General features: G+C 76.6%; 14 protein-coding genes. 9 read left to right on the top strand and 5 right to left on the bottom strand.

Features of this window, described 5'->3' with window-relative positions:
• Positions 1 to 86: 86 nt before the first annotated feature.
• Positions 87 to 722 carry a hypothetical protein gene (locus tag ACFVVL_RS12140; RefSeq protein ID WP_387673800.1) on the top strand — a complete coding sequence of 212 codons (636 nt, stop codon included), beginning with the start codon at positions 87 to 89 and terminating at the stop codon, positions 720 to 722.
• Positions 723 to 731: 9 nt separating this feature from the next.
• On the opposite strand, the gene ACFVVL_RS12135 is transcribed toward ACFVVL_RS12140, so the two are convergent.
• Both ACFVVL_RS12135 and ACFVVL_RS12130 read right to left on the bottom strand, forming a co-directional pair.
• Positions 732 to 1,919 carry a hypothetical protein gene (locus ACFVVL_RS12135; protein ID WP_387673797.1) on the bottom strand — a complete coding sequence of 396 codons (1,188 nt, stop codon included), beginning with the start codon at positions 1,917 to 1,919 and terminating at the stop codon, positions 732 to 734.
• Positions 1,916 to 2,692, bottom strand: a complete 777-nt coding sequence (locus ACFVVL_RS12130) for a Crp/Fnr family transcriptional regulator (RefSeq protein WP_380296989.1) — start codon at positions 2,690 to 2,692, stop codon at positions 1,916 to 1,918. The genes ACFVVL_RS12135 and ACFVVL_RS12130 overlap by 4 nt, the downstream gene beginning before the upstream one ends.
• A gap of 218 nt (positions 2,693 to 2,910) precedes the next feature.
• Between ACFVVL_RS12130 and ACFVVL_RS12125 the strand changes: the two genes are divergently transcribed.
• Complete coding sequence (locus ACFVVL_RS12125) at positions 2,911 to 4,488, top strand: S8 family serine peptidase (RefSeq protein ID WP_387673794.1); 1,578 nt, start codon at positions 2,911 to 2,913, stop codon at positions 4,486 to 4,488.
• A gap of 69 nt (positions 4,489 to 4,557) precedes the next feature.
• Here ACFVVL_RS12125 and ACFVVL_RS12120 read toward each other — a convergent pair whose 3' ends face one another.
• Positions 4,558 to 5,460: a LysR family transcriptional regulator gene (locus ACFVVL_RS12120; RefSeq protein ID WP_387673791.1), complete on the bottom strand. Its 903-nt coding sequence runs from the start codon at positions 5,458 to 5,460 to the stop codon at positions 4,558 to 4,560.
• Between the two features lie 115 nt (positions 5,461 to 5,575).
• Between ACFVVL_RS12120 and ACFVVL_RS12115 the strand changes: the two genes are divergently transcribed.
• The 7 genes from ACFVVL_RS12115 (at position 5,576) to ACFVVL_RS12085 (ending at position 12,092) form a co-directional block, all read left to right on the top strand.
• Complete coding sequence (locus ACFVVL_RS12115) at positions 5,576 to 6,502, top strand: pseudouridine-5'-phosphate glycosidase (RefSeq protein WP_387673788.1); 927 nt, start codon at positions 5,576 to 5,578, stop codon at positions 6,500 to 6,502.
• A 3-nt stretch (positions 6,503 to 6,505) separates the two neighbouring features.
• Positions 6,506 to 7,411 (top strand): carbohydrate kinase family protein, encoded by a 906-nt coding sequence (locus ACFVVL_RS12110; RefSeq protein ID WP_387673785.1) that lies wholly within the window; start codon positions 6,506 to 6,508, stop codon positions 7,409 to 7,411.
• 181 nt (positions 7,412 to 7,592) lie between these two features.
• Positions 7,593 to 7,826: a hypothetical protein gene (locus ACFVVL_RS12105; RefSeq protein WP_387673782.1), complete on the top strand. Its 234-nt coding sequence runs from the start codon at positions 7,593 to 7,595 to the stop codon at positions 7,824 to 7,826.
• Between the two features lie 329 nt (positions 7,827 to 8,155).
• Complete coding sequence (locus ACFVVL_RS12100) at positions 8,156 to 8,968, top strand: putative protein N(5)-glutamine methyltransferase (RefSeq protein WP_387673779.1); 813 nt, start codon at positions 8,156 to 8,158, stop codon at positions 8,966 to 8,968.
• A 123-nt stretch (positions 8,969 to 9,091) separates the two neighbouring features.
• Complete coding sequence (locus ACFVVL_RS12095; protein WP_387673777.1) at positions 9,092 to 9,955, top strand: NmrA family transcriptional regulator; 864 nt, start codon at positions 9,092 to 9,094, stop codon at positions 9,953 to 9,955.
• A gap of 190 nt (positions 9,956 to 10,145) precedes the next feature.
• Entirely contained in the window at positions 10,146 to 10,916 is a 771-nt protein-coding gene (locus ACFVVL_RS12090) for an HAD hydrolase family protein (protein WP_387673775.1), read from the top strand.
• Between the two features lie 78 nt (positions 10,917 to 10,994).
• Positions 10,995 to 12,092: an AraC family transcriptional regulator gene (locus ACFVVL_RS12085; RefSeq protein ID WP_387673772.1), complete on the top strand. Its 1,098-nt coding sequence runs from the start codon at positions 10,995 to 10,997 to the stop codon at positions 12,090 to 12,092.
• Positions 12,093 to 12,187: 95 nt separating this feature from the next.
• On the opposite strand, the gene ACFVVL_RS12080 is transcribed toward ACFVVL_RS12085, so the two are convergent.
• Positions 12,188 to 12,757 (bottom strand): DUF1772 domain-containing protein, encoded by a 570-nt coding sequence (locus ACFVVL_RS12080; protein ID WP_380422955.1) that lies wholly within the window; start codon positions 12,755 to 12,757, stop codon positions 12,188 to 12,190.
• Between the two features lie 89 nt (positions 12,758 to 12,846).
• On the bottom strand, positions 12,847 to 13,530 hold the full coding sequence (locus ACFVVL_RS12075; protein WP_387673769.1) for a histone deacetylase: 684 nt from the start codon (positions 13,528 to 13,530) through the stop codon (positions 12,847 to 12,849).
• Positions 13,531 to 13,605: the final 75 nt, after the last annotated feature.

Here is a 13,605-nt window from a genome sequence, read left to right as displayed (position 1 = left end):
ATCGGCCCGGTCCCGGGGCGTCCGGCATGATGGGTGCCGTACGAAGCGTCCGGACGGGGCGCGGACGGAACGGGGAGGGTGGGCCGATGAGGCGTCCGGCGACGGCGGCGGCCGTGGGTGTGCTGGCGGTGGTGGTGGCGGTGACCGGCTGCGGAAGCGTGCGGAGCACCGGTGCCGACGGGACGCCGGCGGCCGGTGGCGCCGCCGCGTCGTCCGCCGCGCTGCCGGACCCCGCCGAGCAGGTGCGGAAGGGCGTCGCCGAGCACGACCGGCTCTTCCCCCAGGTGGCGGCGCTGGGCTGCGCGTCGGCGCGGCCGAGCACCCCGGCCGGCGGACCGGGCGCCACGTCGGCCGTCCCGGCCGAGCCGGTCGATCCCTGGGTGGCCAAGCACGCCGAGAACTCGATGTACAAGCAGATGGCGCTGCTCGGTGCGGAGGACCGCTGCCGGGGCGAGGCGCACAGCCGGCGCATCTCCGAGGCCGTCAAGGCGCGGACCGCGACGGCGCCGCCGACCCAGGACGCGGTGCGCGGCATCCTGGAGTCGCTGGGCTACCCGCGCACCGCCGTGCAGATCTCGGCCTACGGCAGCGAGGTCTCCTTCGAGCTCACCGTCCCGGGCGCGGGCCCCTGCGTCGCCGGGCGGATCGGTGCCTCCGTCACCGTCGAGGCCCACGGGTACTACCTGGAGGGCGGCTGCACCGAGCCGAAGGGCGGCCACTGACCCGCGGCCTCAGTGGTGCGGGCCGTGCCACCCGTGGTCCGGCGAGCCGTCGTACCCGGAGCCGTCGTACCCGGAGCCGTCGTACCCGGAGCCGTCGTACCCGGAGCCGTCGTACCCGGCGCCGGCGCCGTACGGGTCGTGGGTGTCGTGACCGTGGAGGTGCCCGTCGTGGGCGTGCGGGTCGTCGTACGGGGTGCCGGTGTCCTCGTGGTGCGGGTCGTGGTGGTGCGGGTCGGCGGCCCAGGCGTCGGTGTCGTGGCCGTCGTGGTGCGGCCACTGGTCGTCGTGGTGGTGGTCCGGCCCTCCGTCCGCCGCTTGGTCCGCCGCTCGGTCCGTCCCGTGCTCCGGCTGATGCTCGGCGTGCTCCCCGTGATGGTCCCCGTGGTGCTCCTCGTGGTGCCCGTGGTGCTCCTCGTGGTGCCCGTGCCCGTGCCCGTGCCCGTGGTGCCCCTCGTGGTGCTGCGGCGGGTCGTCGTGGCCGTGGTGCGGCGGGGTCGCGCCGAGGGCGGCGCCGGCCAGGGCGTCGCCGAGGCCGCGCAGCAGCGCCGAACCCGCCGCCCGGCGGCGGGAACCGGACGGGGCGGGTGACGGCAGGGCCACCAGCGCACCCGGGCGGGGGGTGCCGATCCAGGCGCGCGCCTCGAAGCGTTTGGCCGGGAGGGCCACGGTGATCCTGGTGAACTCCTCCACCGGCACGCCGCCCCCGCCCGTCGCGAAGCCGTCGGCGAACAGGTCGTCGGCGACCACCACCGCGAGGTCGGTGTCCGGTGCGGCCTTGAGTGCGGCCCGCGCCTGCTGGCAGTCGAGCAGCCGGCAGGCCGTCTCCACCGAACGCGCCACGAAGCCCAGCGCCGCCCGCTGCACCCCGCCCTGGGCGAGGGCGGCCCGCACCCGCAGCCGTCCGGCGGTGCCCGGCGCCCGGTTGAGCGTGTGCAGCGCGTCGCGCAGGCCGAGGACCAGGCCCGGCAGCGCCTTCGCCTCGTCGGCGTCGGGCGGCAGCAGGAGCAGCTGGCCGTCGCCCCGGTCCTGGGCCTCGCAGCGCGTCCGGTCGACCCCGGCCCGGGCGCAGGCGTGGTCCAGCGCGCGGTCCAGCCGCTCCTGCACCTTCTGCTGCACCCGGTAGGGCCGGCCGCTGTACGCCTCGATGTCGACGACCAGGCAGATCCGGCGCAGCCGCGGGGCCACCGCGCCGCTCACGCCCGGCCACCGCCGTCCGGCCGGTGCGGGGGCGGGAGCGCGACGCCGGCCGCCTCGGCCAGCAGGGCCCGGTCGCGGACGACGAGTTCGCGGTAGCTGGTGCGCACGGCGCCCTGGTCCCGCAGGGTGCGCAGCGAGCGTTCGACGCTGGCGGGGGAGAGCCGGGCGAGCGCGGCCAGGTCGGCGTGGCTGAGCGGGATGTCGATCCGCAGGCCGTCCTCGCCGGGGGTGCCGTAGGTGCCGAGCAGGGTGTGCAGGGTACGGGCGAGCCGGGCGAGGCCGGTGCCGTGGCCGGCGTCGACCCGGTGGCGGGTGGCCGAGCGCAGCTTGCGGGTGACCGAGCGCTGGACGGCGAGGGCGGCGGCGGGCCGGTCGGCGAGGAAGTCGAGGAAGGCCGCCGCACCGATCTCCCGGGTGGTGCTGGTGCGCACCGCGAGGACGCTGGCCGAGCGCGGCTCGCCGTCCAGCACGGCCAGCTCGCCCAGGAGTTCACCTGGCAGTCGGACGGCGAGCAGGGCCTCGCCGCCGTCCTCGGTGGCGGCGACCACCTTGACGCAGCCGGTCAGCAGCAGCGCGGCCCGGTCGCCCGGCTCGCCCTCGATCATCAGGGCCTCACCCGGCGCGTAGACCCGCCGGGTGCCGAGCCGCCCGAGTTCCCGCAGGTCGGCCGCGTCGAGCCCGCTGAACGGACCGCGCGGGAAGGGGACGGGCGGGGCGCCGGCGGGTCTGCCCGGCCCCCTGTCCGGTCCGGTGACGCCGTGCGCGCTGTGCATGGTGCCTGCCCCCACCCCGGTCGGCAATCCCGCCCCAACAGGACGATTCCGTACGGAAGATAGCGCACCGCCCGGCGCGGTGTCAGTCCCGGAGCGCCGCGTGCCACCGGTCCGCCCGGGCCGGGGACCGGTCGTCGGCGAAGCACAACGGCCCATGGTTGCGATCGATGTGACGATCCGTCAGGCTCGTCGGTACGTCGACACCGGAGGGGGGCCGGATGATGGCTCCAGGGCAACGCCTGCGCAGGATCTGCGCGGTACTCGGCACGGCCGCGGTCCTGACGATCGGCGCCGGCGGGGTGCTCCCCGCCTCGGCGGCGGTCCCGGAGGGGGTGGTGCAGGGCGAGGGCTCGCCGGCCGCCGTCCCCGGAAGCTACCTGGTGGTGCTCGAACCCGGCGCGGCGAAGGCGGGTTCGGTCGCGGACGGCGCGGCGTCGCTGGCCCGCGCCTACGGCGGCACGGTGCGCCGCAGCTACGACGCCGCGCTGCGCGGCTTCTCCGCCGACCTCACCGTGCGCCAGGCCCGCCGGCTGGCCGCCGACCCGTCGGTGGCGATCGTCTCGCAGAACCGCCGGGTGCGTGCCGACGGCGTGCAGAACTCGCCGAACTCCTGGGGCCTGGACCGGATCGACCAGCGCCGCTTCCCCTACGACGACCGCTACTCCTCCCCGGACGCGGGCGGCGCCGGGGTGACGGCGTACATCGTGGACACCGGCGTGCGGATCACCTCGGAGGAGTTCGGCGGGCGGGCCTCGTACGGCTACGACGCGATCGACGGCGACACCGTGGCGGACGACGGTCACGGCCACGGCACGCACGTCGCGGGGACGGTGGCCAGCGCGTCCTTCGGCGTCGCCAAGGCCGCGAAGATCGTCGCGGTGCGGGTGCTGAACGACGAGGGCGAGGGCACCACGGAGCAGGTGGTCGCGGGCATCGACTGGGTCACCCGGCACGCCGTCCGCCCGGCCGTGGTCAACATGAGCCTGGGCAGTGAGCCGGACCCGGTGACCGACGCGGCGGTCGCGGGCTCGATCGCCGCGGGCCTGACCTACACGGTCGCCGCCGGCAACCAGGGCATCGACGCGAGCGGGCACTCCCCGGCCCGGGTGCCGAGCGCGATCACCGTCGGCGCGACCGACCGCGACGACGCCCAGGCCTCGTTCTCCAACTACGGTTCCCTGGTGGACCTCTACGCGCCGGGCGTGGACATCACCTCGGTGTGGCACGTGGTCGACTACGAGGGCATCGGCATCGACATGTCGGGCACCTCGATGGCCGCCCCGCACGCGGCCGGCGCCGCCGCGCTGTACCTGGCCTCGCACCCCGCCGCCACCCCCGCGCAGGTGGCCGCGGCGCTGACCTCGGCGGCGACCACCGGCTCGCTGCGCGACCTCGGCGCGGGCTCCCCGGACCGGCTGCTGTACACCGGCACGGTGCCGAACCGCCCGCCCGGCCCGCGGTTCGCCGCTGCGTCCCCGGTGCCGTTCGACGGGGTCGGCACGGTGGAGTCGCCCGTCACCGTCACCGGTGTCCCCGGCAGGGCGCCGCGCGATCTCGACGTCGCCGTGGACATCTCCTACTGGTGGTCCGGCGACCTGAAGGTCGAACTCGTTGCCCCGGACGGGGCGGTGTTCCTGCTGCACGGCACGGACCTCGGCGAGGCCCGGACGGACATCACCGCCGTCTACGGGGTGGATGCCTCCGCGCACACCGCGGCCGGAGTCTGGCGGCTGCGGGTGACCGACGTCGGCGGCTACTTCCCCGGCACGGTCAACAGCTGGTCGCTCCGGTTCTGAGGTCCGCTCCGACGCCTGCTCCGACGTCCGCTCCGACGTCCGTTCCCGGGGCGGGCCCGGGAACGGCCGTCAGAGTGCCTCCAGGGCGGCCGCCTCCTCGCGCACCAGCTCGCGCAGCGCCGCGAGCGCGGGGCGGCGGTCGTCCAGGCGCCACTGCAGCTCCAGCGGCAGGGTGGCCCGCCCGGCCAGCCGCACGGTGACCACGTCCCCGGTGAGGTGGCCGGTCATCGAGGCGGGCACCAGCGAGAACGCCCGGCTCTGCGCCAGCAGGTAGAGCCGGGAGCCGACGATCCGGGCCGGGCCGACCAGCACCGGCGGCTCGACCCCGCGCTCGGCGCACAGCGCCAGCACGTGGTCGTAGTAGCGCGGGCTCTGCTCGCGCGGCCACAACAGCAGTGGCAGGTCGCCGAGTTCGTCCAGCCGCACGGCGCCGCGCCCGGCCAGCGGGTGGTCGCGGCTGAGCGCGACCCGCACCGGCTCGTCGGCGATCCGCTCCCGCCGGTAGCCGGGCACGTCGTCGAGGAACCGGCCGAGGCCGAGGTCGGCGAGCTCGGCGGCCAGCGTCGGGGAGACCCGCCCGGTGTCCACGGACAGTTCGGACAGCAGCAGGTCCGGCAGCTCCCGTTCGGCACGGCTGACCACGGCCGGCAGCAGCCGGTTGACCACGGTGGGGGAGGCGACGATCCGCGCCGTGCCGAGCCTGGTCTCCTCGTGCAGCCGCACCCGGGCGAGCAGCGCGTCGGCCCGGGCCAGCAGGCCGGCGGACTCGGCGGCCATCACCTCCCCGGCCGGGGTCAGCCGCACCGCCCGCCGGCTGCGGTCGAACAGCTCCACCCCGACGGTCCGCTCCAGCCGGGCCACCTCCTGGCTGACCGTCGGCTGCGAGATGTGCAGCCGCTCGGCGGCCCGGCCGAAGTGCAGGGTGTCCGCCACCGTGAGGAAGACCTCCAGCTGGCGCAGGGTGAGACTCATAGGCCGGAGTCTATGAGAAGGGCCGGTATTCATTCTGGATCCCGATCCGAGCCCTCCCTACGCTGAAGCCACCGCTGCCACACCGTGGTGGCAGCCTCACAGGGAGCACACCGCCATGACCGGACTGCCCATCCGCATCTCCGAGGAAGTCGCCGAGGCCGTCGCCGCCGGCGCGCCCGTCGTCGCCCTGGAGTCGACGATCTTCACCCACGGGCTGCCCCGGCCGCGCAACCTGGAGGTCGCGCTGGAGGCGGAGGAGCGGCTGCGGTCCACCGGCGTCGTCCCGGCCACCATCGGCGTCTTCGCGGGCGTGCCCACGGTGGGCCTGTCGGCCGGTCAGATCAAGGAGCTGTCCGAGGCCGGCGACCTCGACAAGGCCAGCCTCCGCGACCTGCCGGTGGTCGCCGCGCTCGGCCGCCACGGCGGCACCACCGTCGCCGCCACCGCCTTCCTCGCGCACCGCGCCGGTATCCGGGTCTTCTCCACCGGCGGCCTCGGCGGCGTGCACTTCGGCGCCTCCGAGAGCTTCGACGAGTCCGCGGACCTCACCACCCTGGCGGCCACCCCGGTCACCGTGATCAGCGCCGGCGTGAAGTCGATCCTCGACATCCGGGCCACCCTGGAGCGCTTCGAGACCCTCAACATCCCGGTCATCGGCTACCGCACCCGTCACTACCCCGGCTTCTACGTCACCGATTCCGGCCACACCGTCGGCTACCAGGTCGACACCCCCGAGCAGGCGGCCCGGGTGATCGAGGCGCGCGACGGCCTGGAGCTGCCGCAGGCCGTGCTGATCGCCAACCCGGTCGACCCGGCCAAGCAGCTCCCGCCGCAGGAGCTGGACGCGCTGCTCACCCGCGCCTGGGCCGAGGCCGAGCGGCAGGGCATCACCGGCAACGCCTCCACGCCGTTCCTGCTCGACTTCATCCAGCGCGACACCGAGGGCCGCAGCCTGGAGGTGAACGTCGAGGTCTACCGGGGCAACGTCCGGCTGGGCGGCGAGATCGCCACCGCGCTGGCCGCCGCCCGAAGCGAGGGCTGACCGGTGCTCGGCGTGCTCGGCGACCTCGTCGAGGACATCGTCGTCTGGGTGGCGGGCCCGCTGCGGCACGGCACCGACTCCGCCGCCCGGGTCTTCCGGCAGCGCGGCGGCAGCGCCGCGAACGTCGCCGCCTTCGCGGCCGGCCAGTGCCCCACCCGGTTCCTCGGCTGCGTCGGCGACGACCCGGCCGGGCACGGCCTGACCGCCGAACTGGCGGGCCACGGCGTGGACGTCCGGGTCGCGCGGCGCGGCACGACCGGCAGCATCGTCGTCCTCATCGACGAGGCGGGCGAGCGCACCATGCTCCCCGACCGGGGCGCGGCCACCCTGCTGGAGAGCGTTCCGGACCCGTGGCTGGACGGACTCACCCATCTGCACGTGCCCGCCTACTCCTTCGACGGGGAGCCGGTCGGCACGGCGGCCGTCGACGCCCTGCGCCGGGTGCGCGCCGGCGGCGGCACCACCTCGCTGGACGCCTCCTCGACCGGCATGCTGGAGGGCTTCGGCCGCGAGCGCTTCCTCGCGCTCGCCACCGGGCTCGCGCCCACCCTGCTGTTCGCCAACCGCGCGGAGGCCGCCTACCTGGGGCTGCTCACCGACGGGCGCCCCGGGCCGGAACGGGCCCGGCTCGCGGCGACCACGGTGGTCACCAAGTCGGGCGCCGAGGCCACCACCGTCGACGTGCCGGGGGAGCGGCCGTTCACCGTGCCGGTGCCGCCGGTCGGCGAGGTCCGCGACCTCACCGGCGCGGGCGACGCCTTCGCGGCCGGCTTCCTCGCCGCCTTCCTGGACGGCCGGCTGACCGGCACCGGGCTGGGGGAGCCCGGGCTGCGGGAGGCCGCCGCGCGCGGGCACCGCTGCGCGGCGCGGGTGCTGGCCTCGCCCGGGGCGTCCTGCCCGCCGGACTGAGCCACCCGGGGCCGGGACCGCGCCGGGACCGCGCCGGGGCCCGCGCGGGGACCGGCGCGGGGACGCCCGTGGGGGCGCACGGGGACACGCTCACCGACGGCGCAGCGTCCGGCCGGCGGGGCGGTGCGTGCGGTAGTCAGTGGCTGGTCCGATCCCCCCACCTGACAAGGGGTCAGCCGTCATGACATTCACCGGATCCGCAGCTCGCGCGATCGGCTCCGCGCTGCTGCTCGCCGCCGTACTGCTCGCCGTTCCGCTCACCGCCGCCCAGCCGGCCGCCGCCCAGGGACCGCGCAACGAGAAGGAGGCGGCCGTCTGCCGTCACGTCCTCGGCACCCTGCTCGCCTTCGCCGGCCGGCACGTCACCGAGGCCTGCGCCGTCCAGCCGCAGGCCGCCGCCCCCACCGCCGGCTGACGCCCGGCACCGGGCGCCGCCCCGCCCTCCCGCACGGGAGGGCGGGGCGAAGCCTTTCCGGTGGTCCGGCGGGGCGCGGCCGCGTGGCGGGTGCGGTAGGGTGACGGGCGCCGCAGCAGTACGCGTAGAAACGGGGAGGTGAGAACCCATGACCGCTGTGCCGGAACGGGTGCTCCCCGGCCGCGACCGCGACACCCTCGTGCAGGACCACGCCAGGCCGTAGCGCCGGTGGGCGTCCGGAGCGCGCGGGACCGTCCGCCGTCCGGTGACGCTTGCGCGGGAGCCCCGGGTCGGACGACGTCCTCCCACCTGTGCTCCGAGGGGTTCCCTTGCCTGTCCACCCGTCCGCCTCCCTCCGCTCCGCCGTCACCTCCCGGCTGCGCGCCGCCGGTTGCGTCTTCGCCGAGGACGAGGCGCGCATCCTGCTCTCCGCCGCCACGACGCCCGCCGAACTCGCCGCCATGGTCCGCGACCGCGCCGCCGGCCGCCCGCTCGAACACGTCGCCGGCTGGGCCGAGTTCGCCGGCCTGCGGATCGCCGTCGACCCCGGCGTCTTCGTGCCCCGGCGGCGCAGCGAGTTCCTGGCCCGCCGCGCCTCCGCGCTGGTCCGCGCGGACGCGCTGGTGGTCGACCTGTGCTGCGGCACCGGCGCCCTCGGCGCGGCACTCGCCGCCACCGCCGGGCACCGCGTCCGGCTGTACGCCTCCGACCTGGATCCGGCCGCCGTCCGCTGCGCCCGCCGCAACCTCGCCGCGACCGGCGCCGAGGTGTCCGAGGGCGACCTCTTCGCCGCCCTGCCGGCCGCCCTGCGCGGCCGGGTGGACGTGCTGATCGCCAACGTCCCGTACGTGCCGACCGCCGACCTCGCGCTGCTGCCGGCCGAGGCCCGGCTGCACGAGGCCCGTCCGGCGCTGGACGGCGGGGCCGACGGCCTCGACGTGCTGCGCCGGGTGGCCGCCGACGCCCCGCACTGGCTGGCCCCGGGCGGCGCCCTGCTCTTCGAGACCAGCGACCAGCAGGCCGGCGCCGCCCTCGGAGTGGCCACCGCCGCCGGCCTGACCGCCGCGCTCGCGCACGACGACGACCTGGAGGCCACCGTGGTCACCGCCACCCGCCCGTCCGGCGCGACCGCCCGGCGGTAGGACCCGCCCCGGCCTCTCCTCCGCCTCGGCTCCGGCCCGGGCCCCGCGGCCGTGGACGCGCGCACATGCGGCTGAGCGCGACGACCATGTCCGGGCGCCGGCGCGCGGAGTTGACTGATGCCCATGACCGAGAACACCACCAGCGTCCAGCAGTCCAGCACCTCCACCACCGCGGCCGCCGCTCGGACCGTCCTGGTCACCGGCGGGACCGGCAAGACCGGCCGGCGCGTGGCCGAGCGCCTCACCGCGCTCGGCCGCACCGCCCGGATCGGCTCGCGCACCGCGCCGGTCCCGTTCGACTGGGCCGACGACTCCACCTGGGACGCCGCCCTCGACGGCGTCACCGCCGCCTACCTCGCCTACTACCCCGACCTCGCCCTGCCCGGCGCCGTCGGGACCGTCGAGGCCTTCGCCCACCGCGCCGCCAAGGCCGGCGTCGAGCACCTGGTGCTGCTGTCCGGCCGTGGCGAGGAGGCCGCGCAGGCCGCCGAGGCCGCGGTCGCCGCGGCCGGCACCGGCTGGACCGTGGTCCGCTGCGCCTGGTTCTCGCAGAACTTCTCCGAGAGCTTCTTCCTGGAGCCGGTGCTCTCCGGCGAGTTGGCGCTGCCGACCGGCATCGCCGTCGAGCCGTTCGTCGACGCGGACGACATCGCGGACGTCGCCGTGGCGGCGCTCACCGAGGACGGCCACCACGGCGAGGTCTACGAGCTGACCGGCCCGCGGCTGCTCTCCTTCGCGGACGTCGCCGCCGAGCTGTCCGCGGCGACCGGGCGGCGGATCCGCTTCACCCCGGTCACCGTCGAGGAGTACCGCGCGGTGCTGGAGACGGTCGGCCTGCCGGGGGAGTTCGCCGACCTGTTCACGATGGTCCTGGACGGCCGCAACGCCCATCTGGCGGACGGCGTCCGGCGGGCGCTCGGCCGGGAGCCGCGGGACTTCGCCGACTACGCCCGCGCCGCCGCGGCGACCGGCGTCTGGAACGTCTGAACCACTCCGCCGCACCCGGCGGTCGCCGCGCGGCCCGGGATCCGCGCGTCACCCGCGGATCCCGGGGCCGCCGGCCCGACCACCCCGGGCGCCCGCCCACGTCCACCGGAACCGCCGCCGGAACCGCCACCGCCACCACCGCCGCCACCGCTGGGCCTGACGGGTCTGACGGGCTCGATACGATCACCCGATGATCATTTCCAGCGCCCGCACCACGGTCTTCGACATCGACGGCACGCTCTGCTTCGACGGAAGGACGATCGACGGCCGGATCCTCGCGGCCCTCGCCGCCTGCGAACGCGCCGGCCACCGGCTGGTCTTCGCCTCCGCCCGGCCGGTCCGCGACCTCCTGCCCGTCCTGGACGGCGCCTTCCCGGCGGCCACGCTGATCGGCGGCAACGGCAGCCTGGTGTCCGTCGACGGCCGGGTCCGGGCGCGGGCCGCGTTCGACGCCGGTGACCTCGGCAAGCTGCTGGTCGAGGCCGAGCGGTACCGGGCGGGCTACCTCGCCGACGGCCCCTGGGACTACGCCTACACCGGGCCGGCCGGCCACCCGATCCTCGGCCGCGTCGACCAGGGCCGCCTCGCCCGCCGGGTGGACCTCGCCGACCTCCCCGCCGTCGTGAAGTTCCTCGTCGTCGACGCCACCGACCCGGCCGCCCTCGCCGAGGCGGGCCGCGTGCTCGGGATGACCGTCAACCACCACCTCGACGAGTCGATCATCGACTTCGCTCCCGGTGCCACCACCAAGTGGGAGGCCCTGGCCTCGCTGGGCATCGACCGGTACGACGCCTTCGGCAACGACATCAACGACCTCGACCTGCTGCGCCACGCGCGCCACGGCGTCCGGGTCGGCGCCCACCCGGGCCTGGACGGCGTCGCCGCCGTCACCGTCGCACCCGACCCGGCCGCCGTCGCCGCCGAGATCCTCCGGCTGGCCGGGGCGACGCCCGCGGCCTGACCCGCCCCCGCCGTGCGGCGGCCCCCGCCCGCGCCCGTCGTTGATCGCCCGGGCCGGCGGTTCGTAGGCTTGTCGGCCATGGACACCCTGACCGGGCTGCTCGACGGCCCCAAGGCCCGGGGCGCGTTCGTGCTCCGTTCCGTCCTCAGCACGCCGTGGGCGCTGCGGATCGAGGACCGCGCGCCGCTGTCGCTGATCACCATGCTGGACGGCGACGCGTGGATCCTGCCCGACGGCGGACAGCCGGTGCTGGTGCGGCCGGGGGACCTGGCGCTGCTGCGCGGACCCGACGCCTACACCCTCGCCGACGACCTGCGGACGGAGCCGGAGATCGTCATCGGCCCGGGGCAGATCTGCTCCAAGGACGGCGTCAGCGTCGCCACTTCGATGGCCCTCGGGGTGCGGACCTGGGGCGAGACCCGGCCCGGAGACGAACGCCCGTCGGTGATGCTGACCGGCACCTACCTGGCCGAGCACGAGATCGGCCGCCGGCTGCTGGCCCACCTGCCGACCCTGCTGGTGCGGCCGGCCGGGGCCGACACCACCGAGGACACCCTGGTCCGGCTGCTCGCCACCGAGGTCACCCGGGCCGAGCCCGGCCAGGAACTGGTGCTGGACCGGCTGTTGGACCTGCTGGTGGTCGGTGTGCTGCGGGGCTGGCTGGCCGCCCCGGACGCCGATGCGCCCGGCTGGCTGCGGGCCCAGACCGACGACGTGGTCGGCCCGGCGCTGCGGCTGCTGCACGACGATCCGGCCCGGCCGTGGACGGTGGCGGCGCTCGCCGCCGAGGTCGGGGTCTCCCGGGCGGGGCTGGCCCGGCGGTTCAGCACGCTGGTCGGCGAGCCGCCGATGGCCTACCTGGCGAACTGGCGGCTGGCGGTGGCGGCCGACCTGCTGCGCGATCCGGGGCTGACCGTCGCGGCGGTGGCCCGGCGGGTCGGCTACGGCGACGCGTTCGCGCTCAGCACCGCGTTCAAGCGGGTGCGGGGGCTGACCCCGCAGGAACACCGCCGGCTGGCCGCCTCGGCGGACGGGCCGGCGGTCGACGGCACGGTGGCCGAGGGCCTGGCCGCCGGCGAGGCGGCGGCCGCCCGGGCGGCCGCCGGGGAGGCGGTGGCGGGAGGCGCTGCGGCGAGTGTGCCCGGGCCGACCACGGTGGTGCTGGCGGCGGGCTGAAACACCGTCGACACGGCGTCGGCGCCTCCCCGGCCAGGGCGGCCGCGGCCGGCGCTTCCCCGGACGCCGCCCGCCCCGCGGGCCCCGGTCCGGCCTCAGTTCGGCCCGACGTTGCTGTGCATCACCAGTGCCCAGCAGAGGCAGCCGAGCGCCGCCGTGGACAGCAGCGCCCGCGCCGCGCTCCACCGCATCCGCCGGGCCCCGGACGGGGCGTCCGGCTCCGCGTACTCCGGCCGGCCCGGCTCGCCCGCCTCCGCCAGCGCCTGGCTCAGCGGCAGGTTGACCACCCTGGTCGCCACCAGGGAACCGGTGTAGCAGACCAGCGCCCCGACCACCGCCGGCAGCACCCGGTGCCCGTCGCTCGGCAGGTGCAGCACGACCGCCAGGCCGGTGAAGACCAGCGTGCCGACGAAGCCCAGCAGGTACCACCCGTTGAGGACCGCCACGTTGAGCCGCTGCATCACCTGGACGACGACCAGGCTGTCGGCGGTGCGCAGCCCCGGTGTCACCGAGGCGTAGGTGTAGAAGAGTCCGGAGGTCAGTCCGGTGGTGACGGTCGCCGCCACCAGTGCGAAGACCCGCATCGCCTCCATGCCGTCCTGCCCCCGTCCGCTCGGCCGGTGCCGCCCGGTCGAAGCGGCCCCGCGCTGCCGATCATCCGTCATCGAACGGCCGCTTGCCCACCGAATTGGCCGATAGGGCAATGAGGATGACGAATGGTCATGGCTCGGCGGCCGGAACCCGCCGCGGAGGGTCAGCCTCCGGTGCGCCCGGCGAGCGCGGCGAGCAGGGCGTCGACGGTCCAGTGCCCGGCGGCGCCCGGACGGGTGCTCAGATAGGCGGCCGTGCGGCGCGGCGACCAGCCGTGCGCGTCGGTCAGTCCGGCGGCGAGATTGCGCAGATACCGGGCACGCGGGGCGTTCAGCCGGGCCTCGGCCAGCGTCCACGGGGCGGTGAAGGTCACCACGGGCACGTCGTCCAGCGTTCCGGGGCACACCAGGGTCTGGTACCGGCCGGGCCCCTGCGGGTCGCGGCCGGTCCGCAGCACGGCGGCCAGATCGAGGTCGGCGCCCGGCCCGTCGCCCATCTCCTGGGCGGCGATGTCGCTGAACTGCCCGATGGTCAGCAGATAGGCCCGGGCCGGGGCGGAACCGCGCCGACGGGGGTCGTAGAAGGCCATCCCGCCGCCCCAGGTCCGGGACTCCAGGGCGAAGTAGAGCAGCCCGGGCAGGCGCACCGGCGCCGATCGCTCCGGCAGGCGGGCGTCCCGGCAGCCGGGGTAGTCCCGCTCGCCCTCGGCGGGCCGCCCGCCGTGCAGGTAGCAGGCCAGCCGCTCGGCGTGCATGTTCGAGCCGTACGCGGCGTACCAGATCAGCGGCGGTACGGCCGGCGCGCGACCGGGCGGCGGCGGGCCGGCGAACGGTCGGATCTCCTCCACGGCCGGTGACGCTACCCGACGCGCCCCTCCGCACCGGCCCGGACACCCGGCGACCTGCCCACCCGGTCGGTCGCC

Origin of the sequence: Kitasatospora sp. NPDC058115 (genome assembly GCF_042884635.1) — a bacterium.
In the GTDB taxonomy this organism is placed as follows: Bacteria; Actinomycetota; Actinomycetes; order Streptomycetales; family Streptomycetaceae; genus Kitasatospora.
Note: the sequence above shows the minus strand (reverse complement) of the source record. Positions and strands in the feature narration are given on the sequence as shown.